Source organism: uncultured Roseobacter sp. (assembly GCF_947488185.1).
In the GTDB taxonomy this organism is placed as follows: domain Bacteria; phylum Pseudomonadota; class Alphaproteobacteria; order Rhodobacterales; family Rhodobacteraceae; genus Roseobacter.
This window is the reverse complement of sequence record NZ_CANKYM010000003.1, coordinates 242,226-260,646: the sequence shown is the minus strand read 5'-3', so window position 1 is coordinate 260,646 and position 18,421 is coordinate 242,226. Positions and strand designations below refer to the sequence as shown.

The window sequence follows — 18,421 nt, the reverse complement described above, 5'->3', positions numbered from 1 at the left end:
ATGGCACTGCGGGACCGGGCGTGGTCAGAATGGCCGATAAGACGCCCGGGCATCGGTAAAACTGGTCAGCGGCAGCGCATGCGCCTATATTTGCGGTAACGTCGGTCTGGGGAGACACTATGACGCCGAGCACGTTTCAAAAATTCGCCTATGTGGCGCTGCTTGTCCTGATGACAGGCGTGGCGTCCGGCATTCTGGGCGGTCTTTGACGCATGGCGAAACGGTTCGGCGGAAAATACAGTCCCCACGGAAGCCCGGAAACCGCGAACCCGCCGGCGCGATCCGCCTATAGCGGTGCCAAGGTGGACCCGGTGGGTGCCCGTGCAAACCTGATGTTTCTACCTGCTGTCGTGCTGCTCTTCGTATCGCTGACCCAAGGGGCGCTGGGGCTGAGCCTCGGCCTCGCCGGTGCGGGCGTTCTGGCGCTTGGAGCGTGGATGCTACGCGGCGGGCTGGTGGCCGAAGCCGCATGGCGTGGCCGCAAGGTGGCGCGTCGCCCGGCTGTCCCCCGCAAGATCCTGGCCGCCGCGCTTGCCGGGCTTGGCACGGCACTTGCCGCGCTGAGCCATGACGGCAACCTGATTGCCGCGGTCCTCTTTGGTGCAGCCGCTGGCGGCTTGCATCTGGCCGCTTTCGGCATTGATCCGCTGACCAGCAAAGGCATGGAAGGCATCGACACTTTCCAGCAAGACCGCGTGGCCCGCGTGGTCGATGAGGCCGAAGCCCATATGGCCGCGATGAACGACGCACTCAAACGCTCCGGCAACCTGCGTGTGATGACCCGGATGCAGCAGTTCCAGACCGTGGTGCGCGACCTTATCCGCACGGTTGAGGAGGACCCCCGTGATCTGACAGCGGCACGCAGGTACCTTGGCGTCTATCTCTTGGGTGCGCGCGATGCCTCGGTGAAATTTGCTGATATTTACGTCCGCTCACAGGACACGAAAGCCCGCGACGACTACCTTGCCCTGCTCGACGATCTTGAACGTAACTTCACCGACCGCACCGCCAAGATAATGCTGGATGATCACAGTGACCTCACGGTCGAAATTGAGGTCCTGCGGGACCGTTTGCAACGCGAAGGTGTGCGTCTGGACTGACGTCGCCCAAGGACAAAGGATTTAAACGAATGAGTGAGACAATACGCGAGAAAGCCGCCCAGGATCTCAAGATGGTCGAGGAAGTGACCGCCGTGGTGCTGCCTGAACCGGCGGATGCAGGTGCCATCGTGCCGCTGGCCGACGCGGATGCACCGGTGAGTGCGGAGATTTCCAAGCGGATGGCCGAGATCGACATGGAAGACACCAATTCCATTGTCGCCTTTGGCAGCCGTGCGCAGGTCGAACTGCAGGAAATCAGCCAGGCGATGCTGGGTGGGGTGCGCAACAAGGATGTGGGGCCTGCGGGTGACAGCCTGCGCAACATCGTGACCACCATTCGCGGCTTTTCCATTGACGAGCTCGACGTGCGGCGCAAGCGCAGCTGGTGGGAAAAGCTGATGGGCAAGGCCGCCCCCTTCGCGAAATTCACCGCGAAATTCGAAGAGGTGCAGGACCAGATCGATCGCATCACCGACGAGCTCTTGAAGCACGAACACACGCTGCTGAAAGACATCAAATCGCTCGACATGCTTTATGAAAAGACGCTGCAGTTCTATGATGAGCTGGCGCTTTACATCGCGGCGGGTGAGGAAAAGCTCAGCGAGCTGGACGAAAAGATCATCCCCGCCAAGGCCGCAGAAGTCGAAAAAGCCCCCGAAGACGATCAGGTCATGGTCGCGCAGGAACTGCGCGATTTGCGCGCGGCACGTGATGATCTGGAACGCCGGGTGCATGACCTGAAACTGACCCGTCAGGTGACCATGCAGTCCCTGCCCTCGATCCGGCTGGTACAGGAGAACGACAAATCGCTCGTCACCAAGATCAACTCGACGCTGGTCAACACAGTGCCGCTGTGGGAGACGCAGCTGGCGCAGGCGGTGACGATCCAGCGGTCTGCGGAGGCGGCACAGGCTGTGCGGCAGGCTAATGATCTGACCAACGAATTGCTGACCTCCAATGCCAAGAACCTGCGCGAGAGCAACAAGATCATCCGCGAAGAGATGGAGCGCGGCGTCTTTGACATCGAGGCCGTGAAACAGGCCAACGCGGATCTCATTGGCACCATCGAGGAATCGCTGCAGATCGCGGATGAGGGCAAGGCCCGCCGCGCGGCCGCCGAAACCGATCTGCAGGAGATGGAGGCGAAATTGCGCGACACGCTGGCAAGCGCCAAAGCTAAGGCCACCGGCCTTGGTGATACCGCCGCCACCTCCGTGCCGAACTGAGGCAGGGTGGCGCGGCGCCAGACCTTCCTGCGCTGGGGCGCGCTCGGCGTTGCGGGCGCGGCGTTGATCGCCTGTGACATCCCGCAACCCGTGGCGGCGGTGAAAACACCGCGCGCCCGGCCCAGCGTTCTGGCCGAAACCCAACTGCGCCCCACCTCGGAGGCCAGCGCGGCCCTGCGCAGCTATCTGGTTCAGGTGCAGGCGGCCCAACTCAACCAGGGGCTGCTACGCCAGGATGGTGGCGGACCCGACACGCCCTTCACCTCAGAAATGCTGGCGCGAAATTTTGAACGGGTCGTGTTTTTCAACGAATATGATCGCGCCTTGCAGGGACGCGGCGGCGAAAGCCCGCTGCGCCGCTGGGCCGGGCCGGTCAGAATTAGCACAATCTTCGGAAACAGCATTCCACCCTCGCAACGCAGCGCCGATGGTGCCGCTATTCGCAGCTATGCCCGTCGTCTGGGTCAGATCACCGGGCATCCGATCAACACGTTCGGCCCACCGAACTTCGTGGTGATCGTGGCCAGCGAAGATGACCGCAGCGACGCGCTGGATGCCGCTGCCGCCCGTGTGCCCGGCATCACGCCGGACAGCCTCAACGCCCTGCGCAGCCTGTCGCGCGACACCTATTGCGCGGTCGCAGCCTATGCGGCGGGCTCCGATGCAAACACCTACACGGCAGCGGTTGCCTTGATCCGCGCAGAAAATCCCAGCCTGCTGCGGCTCAGCTGCATTCACGAGGAACTCGCACAGGGCCTTGGCCTTGCCAATGACAGCCGCGATGCGCGCCCGTCGATTTTCAACGATGACGACGAGTTTGCCTTGCTGACCCGCCATGATGAGCTGCTGCTGAAAATGCTTTATGATCCGCGCCTCAAGGCCGGCATCTCAGCATCTGAGGCTGCGCCGATCACCCGCACCATTGCCCGCGAGTTGAAAAACGGGCCGATCTGAGACTACGACGTAAAGGACTGACCGATATGGGTATTTTTGACTTTCTTTCCGGTGAATTCATCGATGTCATCCATTGGACCGACAACACCCGCGACACGATGGTCTGGCGGTTCGAACGTGAGGGCCACGAGATCAAATACGGCGCGAAGCTGACGGTGCGCGAAGGTCAGGCGGCGGTTTTCGTGCACGAGGGCCAGCTGGCGGATGTCTTCACCCCCGGTCTCTACATGCTCGAGACGAACAACATGCCGATCATGACAACACTGCAGCACTGGGATCACGGCTTCAAAAGCCCGTTCAAATCCGAGATCTACTACGTCAACACCACGCGGTTCAACGATCTGAAATGGGGCACGAAAAACCCCATCATCTGCCGCGATCCGGAGTTCGGCCCCGTGCGCCTGCGCGCCTTTGGCACCTATTCGATCAAGGTAAGCGATCCGGCGAAATTCCTCGTCGAGATCGTCGGCACCGACGGCGAATTCACCATGGATGAGATCAGCTTCCAGATCCGCAATATCCTCGTGCAGGAATTCTCGCGCACAATCGCGCGGGCGGGCATCCCGGTCATGGATATGGCCGCCAACACGCGTGAACTGGGCCAGCTGGTGGGCAAGGAGATCGCTGCACAGCTTGCCGAATACGGGCTCGCGATGCCTGAGCTCTATATCGAAAACATCTCGCTACCCCCCGCCGTTGAGGAGGTGATGGACAAGCGCTCGTCGATGGGTGTGATCGGAAATCTCAACGAATACATGCAGTTCCAGGCTGCCGAAGCGCTGGGACGTGACGGTGCGGGTGCCGCGGCCATTCAGGCGGGTCTTGGCGCGGGCCTTGGCATGCAGATCGGCAACGCCGCCGCACAACAAGCAGGCCCCTGGGGTGCCCGCAGCGCTAGCCCCGCTGCCGTTCCTCCGCCGCCACCCCCGGTCGAGCATGTCTGGCATGTCGCCGAAAACGGCCAGACCAGGGGCCCCTATTCCAAGGCCGCCCTGGGCCGAATGGCCACCGACGGCGCGCTGACCCGCGAAAGCATGGTCTGGACGCCCGGACAAGATGGCTGGATGCGCGCCGAGGATGTGTCTGAGTTGGCGCAGCTCTTCACCGTGCTGCCGCCGCCACCCCCGCCCCCCGGGGCATAAGATGCGGCAGACGATTATCCCTGAAAGCCTGGCAGAGGTGGCCCGGGCAACCGGGTTTTCCCCGGCCATCCGTGCCGGTGACTTCTTATTCCTCACGGGTGCCACCGGTGCTGCTGCCGACGGCACCATGCCGCCGACCGCGCCGGAGCAGGCGCTGAATGCGCTCGGCAAAGTCCAGCTTGTGCTTGCCGAGGAAGGGGCAACAGAGGCCGATATCGTCGAGCTGACAAGCTATCACACCGACATCGACGCCGATTTTTCGGACATCCAGGGCGTTCTCGATGATTTCTTCACCGCGCCACTGCCCGCCTGGACCGCCGTTGAAATCGCCGGGCTGCGCAGACCCGGCGCCCGGGTGGAGTTTCGTGTCGTTGCCCATCACCCGAAACGCGGGGCGGGCTGAGATGCGCCGCCGCGCAACCATCTTGCTGCACTGGCTGGTGCTGACCCTGCTGATGCTGGTGCTCGCCTCCGGCCTGCAAAGCGTCGTACTCAACGCGGCCTTCGGGCTCGCGGGTCTTGCCATGGCGGCGCTGGCGGTTGCCTTCGGGCTGATGAACGGCCCCGGCCCCAAGCTCGACGGTGTTTTGCGCAGCGCCCACCCCTGGCTCAGCCGGGGGATGTACATATTGCTGGCATGGACGTCGTTCAGCGCCCTCCTGCTTGCGTTCGGCACTGTCCTTCCCGGCCCGGCCGCGCGCGATCTGATGGTAGCGCTTTTTGCCACCTCCGCGCTGCACGCGATTTTTCACCTCTGGCGCCACACCGCCCTCGGGGACGGCGTGCTGCGGCGGATGACGCCAAGATTCCTGCACGGCATGCTATGACCACACAAACCGAAGCGCCGCCGACAGAACATCATTTCCCCTGCGACAATTGCGGCGCTGATCTGCGGTTCGACCCCGGGGAACGGCAACTCGTCTGCGATCACTGCGGCAACCACCAATCTCTCGCGGGTGGCCCGTGGACCCGTCCCCAGATCCGGGAACTGGATTTCGAGGCGGCGCTGAACAAGACCCTGCCCGCGATGGAGATGGAGGAGACGCGCGTCTCCAAATGCCCGAACTGCGCGGCAGAGGTCGAATTCGACCCCGACATCCACGCCACTGAATGTCCCTTTTGCGCCACGCCCGTGGTCACCGACACCGGCAAGCACCGGCACATCAAACCACGGGGCGTCCTGCCCTTTGCACTGGATGAGGCAACGGCGCGCGTGGCAATGACCGATTGGCTCGGACGGCTATGGTTCGCGCCGAACGGGTTGCAGGACTACGCGCGGAAGGGCCGCCGGATGCAGGGGATCTACGTACCCTATTGGACCTTCGACGCGGATACCAAATCTGCCTATACCGGCGAACGCGGCACGGTCTATTATGAAACCCGAACCGTCATGCGCGACGGCAAGCGCACACGGGTGCAGGTGCCGAAAGTCCGCTGGCGCGGCGTGCGGGGCCGGGTTGCGCGGTTCTTCGACGATGTGCTTGTGCTAGCCTCGCACTCGCTCCCCAAACGCTTCACTGACGCGCTGGAGCCTTGGGATCTGGACGGGATGGAACCCTATGCGCCCGAGTATCTCGCCGGGTTTCGCGCCGAGGGCTACGCGGTGACGCTCAAGGAAGGGTTTGTCGAGGCACGCCAGAAGATGGATGCGATCATCGCCCGCGACATCCGGTTCGACATTGGCGGCGACCGGCAACGCATCCACAGCGTGGACACGCAGATGCAGGACATCACCTTCAAACACGTACTGCTGCCGGTCTGGCTGGCGGCCTACAAGTACCGGGGCGAGACGTATCGCTTCGTGGTCAACGGGCGTTCCGGCAAGGTGCAGGGAGAACGCCCTTGGTCCGCCGTCAAGATCGCTGTGGCGGTCATCCTGGGCCTCGTGGTTGCGGCAGGCGTCGGCTATCTGGCGGCGATGAACCAATGAGTGACATCGATGTTCTCACACGCCTGCTCGAGGCACGCTATTCCTGCCGCGCGTTCCGGCTCGATCCGGTGCCGCGTGCAGTGATCGAACGGATCGTGGGTGCCGCGCGCCACGTACCCTCGTGGTGCAATGCGCAACCCTGGCAGGTCACGGTGACCGCGCCTGAGGCCACCGACCGCTTTCGCACCGCACTGCAACAAGCCGCCGAACACGACAGCGCGGCACCCGATCTTGCATGGCCCGACGGCTATCCGGGCGTCTACGGTGACCGTCGGCGCAGCTGTGGCTGGCAGCTTTATGACGCGGTGGGCGTCGAGAAAGGCGACCGCGCCGCCTCCGCCGCGCAGATGATGCGCAACTTCGATCTCTTCGACGCGCCGCATGTGGCGCTGGTGTCCAGCCCACGTGCCTTGGGGGGCTATGGCGCGATGGACACTGGCGGTTTCGTCACAGCCTTCACGCTGGCCGCGCGGGCGCTCGGCGTGGACAGCATCGCACAGGCCGCGGTCGCTTCTTACCCGGATGTGGTGCGGGAGCAGTTTGACATCAGCGAGGATCGAATGATCCTCTGCGCGATTTCCTTTGGCTATGCCGATACGGATCATCCCGCCAACAGCTTCCGCACCACGCGTGCCGAGGTAGCGGACATCATGGCGTGGCGCACATGAGGGCGCTTGTCCAGCGGGTGCGAGACGCACAGGTCAAGGTGGAGAGTGCTGTGGTCGGACACACCGGACCTGGCCTGCTGATTCTTGTCTGTGCCATGCCGGGTGATGATGAAGAAATCGCCGCCGCCCTCGCCGCCAAGATATCGAAATTGCGGATTTTCAGAGACGAGGCGGGCAAGATGAACCTCAGCCTTACGCAGACCGGCGGCGGTGCGCTGGTTGTCAGCCAGTTCACCTTGGCGGCGGATACCTCGCGTGGCAACCGCCCCGGCTTTTCCGGCGCGGCCAAACCGGATGTCGCCGAGACGCTCTACCTGCATTTCGCTGACACATTGAAGGGGCTTGGCATTGCCACCGAAACCGGCCGTTTCGGGGCCGAGATGCAGGTGCAATTGACCAATGACGGCCCCGTGACCCTCTGGCTGGATACCGATACACCATGACTGACCTTCGAACGCTCTTTGATGCTGGGGTGGCTGCCGTGCACGGCGACACCTCCGTCACGGCCAGCCTTGCGGCAAAGCCTGTTGCGGCACCGGATCGGATCATCGCCGTGGGCAAGGCCGCGACCGCAATGGCCCGTGCCGCGCATGTGCTCTTTCCTGAAACACCCCTGTTGATCGTGACGAAATACCATCATGCAGACGGGGCCCCCGCGGCGGCGGAGGTTATCGAAGCGGCGCACCCCGTGCTCGATGAAAACAGCATCAGCGCAGGCGCGCGGGTCTTGGAGGCCGTGCAGAATATGGCTGCAGGCAGCCACCTTATGCTGCTGGTCTCAGGCGGGGCCTCGGCGCTGGCCGAAGCCCCGGCGGACGGGATGAGCCTCGATGACCTGAAAAACCGCGCGCAACAGATGCTGGCCTCAGGCGCGGATATCCACGCGATGAACGCGGCGCGGACAAAAGCCAGCCAGATCAAGGGTGGTAAACTGCTGGGCGCATTCCGCGGTACGCGGGTGACCACACTGGCGATTTCAGATGTGGAAGGTGACAGCCTGCAGGTGATCGGCTCCGGCATCGGCGCGGCCCCGGCCCAGCCTGCGTTCAGCTTCGATGCGCGCATCGTGGCGAGTAATGCCATCGCCCGCGCCGCTGTGCGCCAGACGGCCAGCGATGCGGGGCTGACCGTGGGGCACGATGAAGAAACGCTCTATGCAGACGTGAACGTGGTTGCGTCGCGGATTGCCGGCGCTCTGAAAGACGCGTCAGCGGGGGTGCATCTCTTTGGCGGCGAACCCACGGTCGTCCTGCCCCCCAACCCCGGTCAGGGCGGGCGCAACCAGGCGCTGGCCCTCCTGCTGGCGCGGGAAATTGTGGACGTCGAGGGCCTGCAGATCCTGGTGGCGGGCACGGATGGCACGGATGGGCCCACGGATGCGGCAGGGGCCATCATCGACGGGGCAACCTGGGATGCCTCCGGTCAGGAGGCCCTGGATCGCGCCGATGCAGGTGCATGGTTGCAAGCGCGCGGCGCCTTGCTGAAAACCGGGCCCACGGGCACCAATGTGATGGATCTGGTGATCGCTCGGAAATCATGAGCATCGCAGAAAAGGTGGCCTGAAAGCCCACCCTACCTGCCAATCCACGGGGTCCGGCAGATATCCGGGGTCGCTGCCGCTTGACAACTTTCGCCGTCAGGGCAACCGTCTGCGCATGACGCTAGACAACACGCTCCGCGATATCGAAGAACTGCCGGATTTCGGCCTCACCCTCAGCGATGGATGCCGCCTGTCTGCCCGGGTCTGGCGCCCGGTGGATGCAGGTGATGATCCGGTGCCGGTGATCCTGGAATACCTGCCCTATCGCAAGCGCGACGGCACCTGCGCCCGTGACGCGCTGACACACCCTTGGTTTGCCGCGCGCGGCTACGCCTGCGTGCGCGTCGACATGCGCGGCAATGGTGACAGCGAAGGTCTGATGGCGGATGAGTACACGCCGCAGGAGCTCGCCGATGCAGTGGAGGTGATTGGGATGCTGGCGACAGAGCCGTGGTGTTCCGGCGCCGTCGGCATGATGGGGATCAGCTGGGGCGGGTTCAACGGGTTGCAGGTGGCGGCCCTCGCAACGGAGCCGTTGAAGGCCGTCATCACGCTCTGCTCTACCGTCGACCGCTTTGCCGATGACATCCACTACAAGGGCGGCTGTCTGCTGAATGAGAACCTCGGGTGGGGGGCGACCATGTGGTCCTATTCCTCCCGCGCGCCTGACCCGGCCTTGCGGGAAAACTGGCGCGACCTCTGGCTGCAACGCCTTGAAAACGAGCCCTTCCTGCCCTCCGTCTGGTTGCGCCACCAGCGCCGGGATGCGTATTGGAAGCATGGTTCCGTGATCGAGGACTACAGTGCGATTAAGGCCAAGGTGCTGGCCATTGGCGGTTGGGGGGATGCGTATAAAAACGCCGTGCCGCAACTGGTGCAGGCGCTGCCGGGGGCCAAGGGGATCATTGGGCCTTGGGTACACAAATACCCGCATTTCGCTGTGCCGGAACCGCGCATCGGTTTTCTGCAGGAGGCGCTACGCTGGTGGGATCACTGGCTCAAGGGCATCGACACCGGCGTGCCCGATGATCCGGATTACCGCGCCTACCTGATGGATGCGGTCCCGCCCGCGCGCTGGTACACCGAGCGTTCCGGGCGCTGGGTGGCTGAAGCGGATGGCGCGATCAGCCATATCCCACACCGCACACTGTACCTGTCGAAACACGGGCTGTCGGACGGGCGCGGTCCGATTTCGGTGCCGGTGAACTCGCCACAGGACTGCGGGGCGGAGGCCGGAGAGTATTGCGCCATCTGGCTCGGCCCGGAGATGCCCGGCGATCAGCGCGGCGATGATGCGATGTCAGCCTGTTTCGACACGGCAGCCGCAGACCACGACACCGATATCTTTGGCGCGCCCAAGGTTCGGCTACAACTCTCCTCAGATCAGGCACAGGCGCAAATCGCGGTGCGCCTCTGCGACGTGCATCCCGATGGGTCCTCCACCCGCATCACCTACGGCGTGCTGAACCTCAGCCATCGCGAGGACGCCGAGGACCCGGTGCCGATGCCCATTGACGCGCCCGTGCCGATCGAACTCTGGCTCGACACCATCGCCTACCGACTGCCCAAAGGGCACCGTCTGCGCCTCGCGGTCTCCACCAGCTACTGGCCCCTGCTTTGGCCCGCACCGAAAGCCGCCACAGTCACCCTGCTGGGCGGCAGCCTGCACCTGCCCGTGCGCCGCACCGCACGCCAGGACGAGGTCAGCTTTCCGCCGCCCACCGCCGCGGACCCTTGGCAAACCGAGACCCTGCGCGATGCCAGTAACACCCGCACCCGCGAGGTTGATATGGCCAGCGGGGTTGTCACCCTGCGTATCGAAGACGATTTCGGCAAGATACGCGACAGCGACCACGACCTGATCAACGGCTCTGTCGCGCGCGAGGAATGGGCGATCCACCCGGATGATCCGCTCTCTGCAACCGGTGCGTGTCACTGGACCGATGAATTGGAGCGGGACGACATCCGCCTGCGCACCGAAACCCGCTGCCGGATGTGGGCGGATGCAACGCATTTCCACCTCACCGCGCGGCTGGAAGCCTATGAAAACGACGTCCTGATCTACGAACGCGACCATTCCGACAAAGTCGAGCGCGATCACCTGTGAATCTGGCGTTACAGAATGTGATCAAAAGACCTTGCGACAGGCCCCGAAATGCGCAAGCCTTACGCATCACCAGAACAAAGATGCGCTTCAGACGCACAATTCAACCGGGAGACCCACATGACCGATCAACTCAAACACCTCAGTGAAAAAGTGACCAAGGGCCTGATGACCCGCCGCGAATTCGTCGGCCGGGCGGCGGCCCTGGGCGTTACTGCCGCTGTGGCCAATTCGATGCTGGCAAGTGCGGCCAAAGCTGCAGGCCCTGTACGCGGCGGCACGCTCAAGCTCGGCGCGTCGGGCGGCGAAAGCACGAATACACAAGACCCCGCCCTCACCGCCTCCGAGGTACCGCTCTACAACCTGCGTCACTGGGGCGAGACGCTGGTCGACGTGGGCGCGGACGGCAATATCGAATACCGCATGGCCGAGAGCGTCGAGGGTTCCGCCGATGCCAAGCAATGGGTATTCAAAATCCGCAAGGGCGTGCCCTTCTCCAACGGCAAGGACATGACACCCGAAGACGTGCTGATGACCATGCAGCGCCACTCAAACGAGGACAGCCAGTCCGGCGCGCTCGGCATCATGCGCGGCATCGAGGACATGAAGGTCGATGGCGACAACTTCATCGTGAACCTCAGCACCGGCAACGCCGACCTGCCCTACCTTATGGCGGATTACCACCTGATGATCCAGCCCGGCGGCGGCATGGACGATCCCGGCGCAGGCATCGGCACCGGCCCTTACACCATCGAATTCGACGAGCCCGGCGTGCGCCACGGCTTCAAGCGTCGCGAGGATTACTGGGACGCCGAGAACCGCGGCTTTGCCGAATTCTCCGAACAGCTGGTGCTGAACGACGCCACGGCACGGACGGCGGCGCTGCAATCCGGCCAGGTGCATATGATCAACCGGGTCGATCCCAAGGTCGCGGGCCTGCTCGACCGTGCCCCCTCCCTCAGCGTGAAATCCACCGCCGGGCGTGGCCACTACGTCTTCATCATGCATGTGGACACGGCACCTTTTGATAACAATGAACTGCGCCTAGCGCTGAAATACGCGATCAACCGGCAGGAAATGGTGGACAAGATCCTGCGCGGCTATGGCTCTATCGGCAACGACTTCCCGATCAACGCAGGCTATCCGCTCTTTGACACCTCGATCGCGCAGCGCGCGCATGATCTGGCCAAGGCGGCAGAGCACTACAAGAAATCCGGCCACGACGGCTCTCCGATCATCCTGCGCACCGCCGATGGCGCCTTCCCCGGGGCAGTCGATGCCGCAGCGCTCTTCCAGCAATCCGCACAGGCCGCGGGCATTCCGCTGGAAATCAAGCGCGAGCCCAACGACGGCTACTGGTCCGAGGTCTGGAACGTGCAGCCCTTCTGCGCCTCCTACTGGGGCGGCCGCCCTGTGCAGGACCAGATGTATTCGACAGCCTACCTGTCGACCGCCGACTGGAACGACACCCGCTTCAAGGTGCCGGAATTCGACGAAATGCTGCTCGCGGCCCGCGCCGAGATCGACGAGGTCAAGCGCAAGGAGATCTACTCCAAGATGGCCGTCATGCTGCGCGACGAAGGCGGTCTGATCCTGCCGATGTTCAACGATTTCGTGGGCGCAATCGCGGCCAATGTCGGCGGCTGGGTCGATGATCCCAACGGGCCCCTGATGAACAACAAGGCCCCGATCAAATGCTGGCTGACCGACGCGTAACGCGCGGGTCCGGCTGATGCACCCGATCCTGAAACTGGTTGCCCAACGCCTCGCGTTGGGCCTCCTCCTGCTCTTCGCCGCCTCGATCCTGATCTTCGTCGGCACCTCGATCCTGCCGGGCGACGTGGCGCAATCCATCCTCGGCCAGTCGGCCACGCCCGAAGCGCTTGCGAACCTGCGCGCGGAACTGGGCATGGATCAACCCGCCCTGACCCGCTATTTCAGCTGGCTGGGCGGCGTGCTGCAGGGCGATCTCGGCACCGCGCTGACCAATGGCCGCGACATCGCCGAAAGCCTTGGCAGCCGCCTTGGCAACACGCTCTTCCTCGCCTTCTGGGCCGCCGTGATCGCCGTGCCGCTGTCGATCTTCCTCGGGCTGCTCGCGGTGCGTTACAAGGACCGCTGGCCCGACAAGCTCATCTCCGGCGTGACCCTGACCACGATCTCCATCCCGGAATTCATGATCGGCTACGTGCTAATCTACTGGGTGTCGATCCAATGGGGCATGTTTTCCTCCGTTGCGATCATCAACGAGAGCATGAGTCTCGGGCAGAAGCTCAACGCCATCGCCATCCCCGTGATGGTGCTCACCCTCGTGGTGCTGGCCCACATGATGCGCATGACCCGCGCGGCGATCCTGAACGTGATGCAATCGGCCTATATCGAAACGGCCGAGCTCAAGGGCCTCGGCATGCTCAAGATCATCCGCAAACACGCGTTCCCAAACGCCATCGCGCCCATCGTGAATGTGGTGATGCTGAACCTCGCCTATCTGGTGGTCGGCGTGGTGGTGGTCGAAGTGGTCTTTGCCTATCCCGGCATGGGGCAATACCTCGTGGATCACGTGAGCAAACGCGACGTGCCCGTGGTGCAGGCCTGCGGGCTGATCTTCGCCGCCGTCTACATCGGGCTGAACCTCGTGGCCGATATCGTGTCGATCCTCGCCAACCCGAGACTGAGGCACCCAAAATGAGGGGGCAGCGCCGAAGAAGCCCCACACGCATGTCTTGGGGACCGGTGGCTGCGCTTTGCACGCCTGCGGCACCCGTCAGCTCCTCTCCGTCTCCAGCACCAGACCGGGACGGCGGGCGGGGCGCCTTGCGCGCCCGCGCAACAGCGCCGTCCCGCCGCCACCCCCGAAAGTCCGCCGCATGAGAATACCTGTCTCCGCCCTCCTCGGCCTCTTCTTCACCGGTCTCTTCTTCGCCATGGCAATCCTTGCCCCGCTGATCGCCCCCTACGGTATGGCCGAAGTGGTCGGCGACGTCTGGGAACCGCCCTCGGATCAATTCCTGCTGGGCACGGACAACATCGGCCGCGATCTGCTCAGCCGCATGATCTACGGCGGCCAGACCACCATCTTCATCGCCACCGCCGCCACCGTGCTCAGCTTTGTCATCGGCTCGGTGCTGGGCTTCTTCGCCGCGGTCTCCGGCGGCTGGATCGACCAGAGCCTCAGCCGCTTCGTCGATCTGATCATGTCGATCCCAACGCTGATCTTCGCGCTTGTGGTGCTCTCGGTCATGCCCACCACCATCACCATCCTGATCGTGCTGATGGGGCTCCTGGACTCGACCCGCGTCTACCGCCTCGCCCGCGCGGTGGCCGTGGACATCACCGTCATGGACTACGTCGAGGCCGCCCGCCTCCGGGGCGAAAAGATCGGCTGGATCATCTTCCGCGAAACCCTGCCCAACGCGCTCTCGCCGCTGGTGGCCGAAATGGGCCTGCGCTTCATCTTCGCAGTGCTCTTCGTCTCCACGCTCTCTTTCCTGGGCCTCGGTGTGCAACCGCCGCAGGCCGACTGGGGCGGCATCGTGAAAGAGAACAAGGAAGGCATCAATTACGGCATCTCCGCCGCGCTCTACCCGGCCTATGCCATCGCGGTGCTCTGCATCTCGATCAACCTCGTGGCCGACTGGGTGCTCAACCGCACCACCTCCCTCAAGGGAGGCCGCGGATGAGCCCTCGCAGTACCCCCCTGCCGTCCTTTCATTGTTCGCCAAATATGCCGGGGGTGCGGGGGCAGCGCCCCCGCCCGGCAGCGGAGCATCCATGACAGATCCCCTCCTGAAAGTCCGCGGCCTCAAGATCGGCGCCACCATCTACCCGCCCGGCGAAAAGCCCCGCGACATCGAAATCGTGCATGGCGTCGACTTCGACCTCGCGCCCGGCAAGGTGCTCGGCCTCATCGGCGAATCCGGCGCGGGCAAATCCACCATTGGCCTCGCCTCCATGGCCTACGGGCGCGGCGGCGTCGAAATCACCGGCGGATCGGTCGAGGTCAACGGCCGCGACATCCTGCAATCCGGCCTGCGCGACGTGCGCCGCCTGCGCGGGGCCGAAGTCACCTACGTCAGCCAGTCCGCCGCGGCCTCTTTCAACCCGGCCAAGCAGATCATGGAGCAGGTCACCGAAGCCGCGATCTTCCAGAACAAGTTCTCCAGGAAAGACGCCGAAGCCCGCGCGGTCGAGCTCTTCGCCAAGCTCGGCCTGCCCGACCCCGACACCATCGGCAACCGCTACCCGCACCAGGTCTCCGGCGGCCAGCTGCAGCGCTGCATGACCGCGCTGGCGCTCTGCCCCGAGCCGGACCTCGTCGTCTTCGACGAACCCACAACCGCCCTCGACGTCACCACCCAGATCGACGTGCTCGCCGCGATCAAGGAGGCGATCCGAGACACCGGGGTCGCCGCCCTCTACATCACCCACGACCTCGCCGTCGTGGCCCAGGTCTCCGACCACATCATGGTGCTGCAACAGGGCGCCATGGTCGAATACGGCACCACCGACCAGATCATCAATGACCCGCAGGAAGACTACACCAAGGCGCTGGTCTCCGTGCGCTCAATCACCCACGAGGAAAAGAAGCCCACCGCCACACCGGTCCTCAAGGTCGAAAATATCACCGCGCGCTACAGCGGCACCAACTTCGACGTTCTGAAGAACATCAACGTCGAGCTGCACCCCGGCCAGACCCTCGCGGTGGTGGGCGAATCCGGCTCCGGCAAATCCACCCTCGCCCGCGTTATCACCGGGCTCCTGCCGCCAAGCCAAGGCACCATCACCTTCGATGGGCGTCCTCTCACACCCGACCTTGCCACCCGCCCTCTCGAAGACCTACGCGAGTTGCAGATGATCTACCAGATGGCCGACACCGCGATGAACCCGCGCCAGACCGTGGGCACCATCATCGGCCGCCCGCTAGAATTCTACTTCGGCCTAAGGGGTGCGGAGAAACAAAAACGTATCCAGGAGTTGCTGGACGAAATTGAACTGGGCGAGGGCTTTCAGGACCGCTACCCGGCCGAACTCTCCGGTGGCCAAAAACAGCGCGTCTGTATCGCCCGTGCACTCGCCGCCAAGCCCAAGATGATCATCTGTGACGAGGTCACTTCAGCGCTCGACCCGCTGGTGGCCGACGGCATCCTCAAGCTACTGCTTGAACTACAGAAAATCGAAGACGTGGCTTACCTCTTTATCACCCACGATCTCGCAACCGTACGCGCCATCGCCGATAGTATCGCGGTAATGTATCAGGGCTCTGTGGTGCGCTACGGGCCTAAATCGCAAGTGCTTAGCCCGCCTTTTGACGACTATACCGATCTCTTGCTGAGTTCCGTTCCGGAAATGAAATTGGGGTGGCTGGAAGACGTGCTTGCCCATCGCAAGATGGAGAGCGCAGGGAACTGATCCGGCTTCCGCACAAGCAAAAGCCCCCGACGTTCAGGCCGGGAGCCTTCGCATCGTTACCCACATTGTCAGGATTTGCGTCTGCGCAAGAGTCCAAACCCGACAACACCCAGTACTAGGAACGGCAGCGACGCAGGCAGCGGCACAACGGTTGGGACATCCGTTGCCTGTGCAGAGGTCACATTATCTATGCCGAAAACATCATTGTTGACCCCTTCGAAATCAACTCTGGTAAAGGGCGTATCTGAGATAACACCAAAGAAGTTCAAACTGCCTGCAGCCGTGATGTCCGGTGTGAAAGTCTCGCCGAGAATATCGATTTCCGTGCGCAGCTGCCCGTCGTTGAAGTTGAAAAAATCCGCACCAACAGCCAGAATAGGCGACGCAAACTCAATCGCCGCATCGAACACCGAGGAGGTGAAAATGTTCAGTGCCGTGGTGCCGTTTCCGTCAATCTCGGATTGCACGGGGGGCGCGTCGATAATGCTGTTACCAAAGGAGCCATCATCATCGGCAATGATGGTCAGCCCCCCTACGGTCGCTGACCCGCCCGCAAACGAGACGTCTTCGGTTATTGCATCAAATGTCTCCAGGGTCACTGGACCAGTCAGGGCCGCCTCAAAAAGAGCGCGATCCGTAAAGACATCAAAGGTAGCGGCGGAGGCGGAACCCGCGATCAGCGTCGCGGTCGCAAGAGAAAACGCAAATTTGGACATCGTGACTCCTGTTTCATAGTGACTTCAGGTGTCAGAATAGAGTGAAACGATCCGCTTGCCTGCAAAATTTCTACCATAGGGGGAATCCTGCCATAAATTGGCGCCCGTAGGAATCATCTCGCCGACCGCCGTTTTTTTTAAGCTGACACACTCAAGACGTCATGCGCCCATCTCCTGATTGTGTCGACTCAACCAGCCATCTCATGATGCCCGCGAAAGAGCGGCACAAGCTGGTCCTTTGACTGCATGCCCTGCACCGTGTGGCGCAGCCCGCCTTCGCCGTCAAAGAGCAGCAGGGTCACATTGCTAACCCTATGCCGAACGGCAAATGCCTGACCTTCCGGCGTATTGATATCGGCGATCAAGTAGACCAGATCACATTCACCAAACTCCTTCAGGGCCTTGCGTGTCTGCTTTTGGAGCGCTGTGCAGGTCGGACATTGCGGGTCGTGCACCTGGACGACGACTGGCTTGCCCTGCCCCAGACGGCCAAGATCATGTTCGGCAGCATAGACCCGGTATGATCCAATCCCGAAATAGCCACCCCCGGCGAGGATCACCGCGCCAATGCCACCATTGCGCAGCAGTTTCAGCATATCCCGGCGAGAAGGCTCCGCGATCGCCGTGGTGGCGGTTGTTCCGGCTTTTGATTTTCGCCTCTGTGGCTTGCGGGATTTGCTCACGTGTTGCTCCTTCCGGTTCCAATACGCAAAACCTAGAGGGTGCCCGGCAGCTCGTGCAAAAGCTTTCCCACAAATGGCTTTCACAATCCCGTGGGTTTAGTGTGGCCAATGCAGGAGACGCACAGTGTTGCCTGCGCACAAGATGTATTGAAATCGCTGCGGTGCGGCCTAAGCTAACCGCTGTTTCTACGTGGAATTTGCCGGAAAGCATCTGTCAAAGGGACGCGATATGATCGATGAAGCGACTTTAGCGGAAGAATTTGAGCGCGCCTGCAGATCTGCATGTGACGCCTTGGATGTCCCGGTTGCGGTCGCAGATCCGGACTTGGAAGACACCCCTCTGATCTATGTGAATCCAGCCTTTGAAAAGCTGACACTTTACAAGGCCGACGAGGTGATTGGCCGGAACTGCCGCTTCCTGCAAGGGGCAGAAACGGATCGCACTGTCACCGACGAGCTTGCACATACGTGCAAAACCCGGAGCGCGGACACATTCTGTCTCGTCAACTATCGCAAGGACGGAACGCCCTTCTTCAACCTGCTGGCCATTCAACCGATCCACATCAATCGCAGACGGACAATCCTCATGGGATGCCAATTCGCATTCACACCGATACAGACCGCCAAGACACTGGAGCGCACCAGCACCATGATTGACAAAGCACAGCGTCAATTGCGGCATGGCGCCCGAACAAGTGCGGGCTTGATCGACATTCATGACACATTCCGCCTTGATGCCGTTGCAATGCGGTTCGAGGCCGCATTCGTGCGGATGAACGATCAATTGCTCAAAAACGCCAATTCCAGGATGCTTGAAAAGATCTCGCTCGGCCGGTGACCAGCGATCTGGTCGCCGCGACATCATCTGGTGCATTGGCAGACGCTGAGGCGGCGATCATGTCCCGCGTTGTCGTGTCGCGTACGGAAGAGTTTTGCCTGAAATCGAGCG

The 18,421-nt window shown here is 62.6% G+C and carries 18 protein-coding genes; 16 read left to right on the top strand and 2 right to left on the bottom strand.

The window, feature by feature from the left end; translation table 11 throughout:
- The first annotated feature begins 212 nt into the window (after positions 1-212).
- From Q1A52_RS12410 to Q1A52_RS12340, 15 genes are all read left to right on the top strand, one after another.
- Positions 213-1,100, top strand: a complete 888-nt coding sequence (locus Q1A52_RS12410; protein ID WP_300015682.1) for a 5-bromo-4-chloroindolyl phosphate hydrolysis family protein — start codon at positions 213-215, stop codon at positions 1,098-1,100.
- A 29-nt stretch (positions 1,101-1,129) separates the two neighbouring features.
- Positions 1,130-2,326 carry a toxic anion resistance protein gene (locus Q1A52_RS12405; protein ID WP_300015679.1) on the top strand — a complete coding sequence of 399 codons (1,197 nt, stop codon included), beginning with the start codon at positions 1,130-1,132 and terminating at the stop codon, positions 2,324-2,326.
- Between the two features lie 6 nt (positions 2,327-2,332).
- Entirely contained in the window at positions 2,333-3,280 is a 948-nt protein-coding gene (locus tag Q1A52_RS12400) for a DUF2927 domain-containing protein (protein WP_300015676.1), read from the top strand.
- 26 nt (positions 3,281-3,306) lie between these two features.
- On the top strand, positions 3,307-4,422 hold the full coding sequence (locus tag Q1A52_RS12395) for an SPFH domain-containing protein (protein ID WP_300015673.1): 1,116 nt from the start codon (positions 3,307-3,309) through the stop codon (positions 4,420-4,422).
- A gap of 1 nt (position 4,423) precedes the next feature.
- Complete coding sequence (locus Q1A52_RS12390) at positions 4,424-4,825, top strand: Rid family hydrolase (RefSeq protein WP_300015670.1); 402 nt, start codon at positions 4,424-4,426, stop codon at positions 4,823-4,825.
- Positions 4,788-5,249 (top strand): hypothetical protein, encoded by a 462-nt coding sequence (locus Q1A52_RS12385; protein WP_300015667.1) that lies wholly within the window; start codon positions 4,788-4,790, stop codon positions 5,247-5,249. Before Q1A52_RS12390 ends, Q1A52_RS12385 begins: the two co-directional genes overlap by 38 nt.
- Positions 5,246-6,352: a TFIIB-type zinc finger domain-containing protein gene (locus Q1A52_RS12380; RefSeq protein WP_300015664.1), complete on the top strand. Its 1,107-nt coding sequence runs from the start codon at positions 5,246-5,248 to the stop codon at positions 6,350-6,352. The genes Q1A52_RS12385 and Q1A52_RS12380 overlap by 4 nt, the downstream gene beginning before the upstream one ends.
- On the top strand, positions 6,349-7,020 hold the full coding sequence (locus tag Q1A52_RS12375) for a nitroreductase (RefSeq protein ID WP_300015661.1): 672 nt from the start codon (positions 6,349-6,351) through the stop codon (positions 7,018-7,020). The genes Q1A52_RS12380 and Q1A52_RS12375 overlap by 4 nt, the downstream gene beginning before the upstream one ends.
- A complete protein-coding gene (gene dtd / locus Q1A52_RS12370) occupies positions 7,017-7,463 on the top strand; it encodes a D-aminoacyl-tRNA deacylase (RefSeq protein ID WP_300015658.1) in 447 nt (148 codons plus the stop codon). Before Q1A52_RS12375 ends, dtd begins: the two co-directional genes overlap by 4 nt.
- Complete coding sequence (locus tag Q1A52_RS12365; protein WP_300015655.1) at positions 7,460-8,560, top strand: DUF4147 domain-containing protein; 1,101 nt, start codon at positions 7,460-7,462, stop codon at positions 8,558-8,560. Before dtd ends, Q1A52_RS12365 begins: the two co-directional genes overlap by 4 nt.
- Before the next feature lie 115 nt (positions 8,561-8,675).
- Positions 8,676-10,667 carry a CocE/NonD family hydrolase gene (locus Q1A52_RS12360; RefSeq protein ID WP_300015652.1) on the top strand — a complete coding sequence of 664 codons (1,992 nt, stop codon included), beginning with the start codon at positions 8,676-8,678 and terminating at the stop codon, positions 10,665-10,667.
- A 117-nt stretch (positions 10,668-10,784) separates the two neighbouring features.
- Positions 10,785-12,380, top strand: coding sequence for an ABC transporter substrate-binding protein (locus Q1A52_RS12355; protein WP_300015649.1), 1,596 nt, complete (start codon positions 10,785-10,787; stop codon positions 12,378-12,380).
- Positions 12,381-12,396: 16 nt separating this feature from the next.
- On the top strand, positions 12,397-13,353 hold the full coding sequence (locus tag Q1A52_RS12350) for an ABC transporter permease (RefSeq protein WP_300015646.1): 957 nt from the start codon (positions 12,397-12,399) through the stop codon (positions 13,351-13,353).
- Positions 13,354-13,531: 178 nt separating this feature from the next.
- Complete coding sequence (locus Q1A52_RS12345; RefSeq protein WP_300015643.1) at positions 13,532-14,344, top strand: ABC transporter permease; 813 nt, start codon at positions 13,532-13,534, stop codon at positions 14,342-14,344.
- Positions 14,345-14,435: 91 nt separating this feature from the next.
- The gene (locus Q1A52_RS12340) at positions 14,436-16,073 is read left to right on the top strand and encodes an ABC transporter ATP-binding protein (RefSeq protein ID WP_300015640.1); all 1,638 of its coding nucleotides are present in this window, start codon (positions 14,436-14,438) and stop codon (positions 16,071-16,073) included.
- Positions 16,074-16,141: 68 nt separating this feature from the next.
- On the opposite strand, the gene Q1A52_RS12335 is transcribed toward Q1A52_RS12340, so the two are convergent.
- Both Q1A52_RS12335 and Q1A52_RS12330 read right to left on the bottom strand, forming a co-directional pair.
- A complete protein-coding gene (locus Q1A52_RS12335) occupies positions 16,142-16,789 on the bottom strand; it encodes a VPLPA-CTERM sorting domain-containing protein (protein ID WP_299826620.1) in 648 nt (215 codons plus the stop codon).
- Positions 16,790-16,977: 188 nt separating this feature from the next.
- Positions 16,978-17,472 (bottom strand): thioredoxin family protein, encoded by a 495-nt coding sequence (locus tag Q1A52_RS12330; RefSeq protein ID WP_300015637.1) that lies wholly within the window; start codon positions 17,470-17,472, stop codon positions 16,978-16,980.
- A gap of 229 nt (positions 17,473-17,701) precedes the next feature.
- Here Q1A52_RS12330 and Q1A52_RS12325 point away from each other — a divergent pair, with 229 nt between their 5' ends.
- Complete coding sequence (locus Q1A52_RS12325; protein ID WP_300015634.1) at positions 17,702-18,310, top strand: PAS domain-containing protein; 609 nt, start codon at positions 17,702-17,704, stop codon at positions 18,308-18,310.
- Positions 18,311-18,421: the final 111 nt, after the last annotated feature.

Coding starts and splice junctions, on each gene's coding strand:
- Q1A52_RS12335 (WP_299826620.1), bottom strand. CDS start 16,789: ATGTCCAAATTTGCGTTTTCTCTTGCGACCGCGACGCTGATCGCGGGT.
- Q1A52_RS12380 (WP_300015664.1), top strand. CDS start 5,246: ATGACCACACAAACCGAAGCGCCGCCGACAGAACATCATTTCCCCTGC.
- Q1A52_RS12345 (WP_300015643.1), top strand. CDS start 13,532: ATGAGAATACCTGTCTCCGCCCTCCTCGGCCTCTTCTTCACCGGTCTC.
- Q1A52_RS12350 (WP_300015646.1), top strand. CDS start 12,397: ATGCACCCGATCCTGAAACTGGTTGCCCAACGCCTCGCGTTGGGCCTC.
- Q1A52_RS12340 (WP_300015640.1), top strand. CDS start 14,436: ATGACAGATCCCCTCCTGAAAGTCCGCGGCCTCAAGATCGGCGCCACC.
- Q1A52_RS12395 (WP_300015673.1), top strand. CDS start 3,307: ATGGGTATTTTTGACTTTCTTTCCGGTGAATTCATCGATGTCATCCAT.
- Q1A52_RS12365 (WP_300015655.1), top strand. CDS start 7,460: ATGACTGACCTTCGAACGCTCTTTGATGCTGGGGTGGCTGCCGTGCAC.
- Q1A52_RS12355 (WP_300015649.1), top strand. CDS start 10,785: ATGACCGATCAACTCAAACACCTCAGTGAAAAAGTGACCAAGGGCCTG.
- Q1A52_RS12410 (WP_300015682.1), top strand. CDS start 213: ATGGCGAAACGGTTCGGCGGAAAATACAGTCCCCACGGAAGCCCGGAA.
- Q1A52_RS12375 (WP_300015661.1), top strand. CDS start 6,349: ATGAGTGACATCGATGTTCTCACACGCCTGCTCGAGGCACGCTATTCC.
- Q1A52_RS12360 (WP_300015652.1), top strand. CDS start 8,676: ATGACGCTAGACAACACGCTCCGCGATATCGAAGAACTGCCGGATTTC.
- Q1A52_RS12390 (WP_300015670.1), top strand. CDS start 4,424: ATGCGGCAGACGATTATCCCTGAAAGCCTGGCAGAGGTGGCCCGGGCA.
- dtd (WP_300015658.1), top strand. CDS start 7,017: ATGAGGGCGCTTGTCCAGCGGGTGCGAGACGCACAGGTCAAGGTGGAG.
- Q1A52_RS12325 (WP_300015634.1), top strand. CDS start 17,702: ATGATCGATGAAGCGACTTTAGCGGAAGAATTTGAGCGCGCCTGCAGA.
- Q1A52_RS12405 (WP_300015679.1), top strand. CDS start 1,130: ATGAGTGAGACAATACGCGAGAAAGCCGCCCAGGATCTCAAGATGGTC.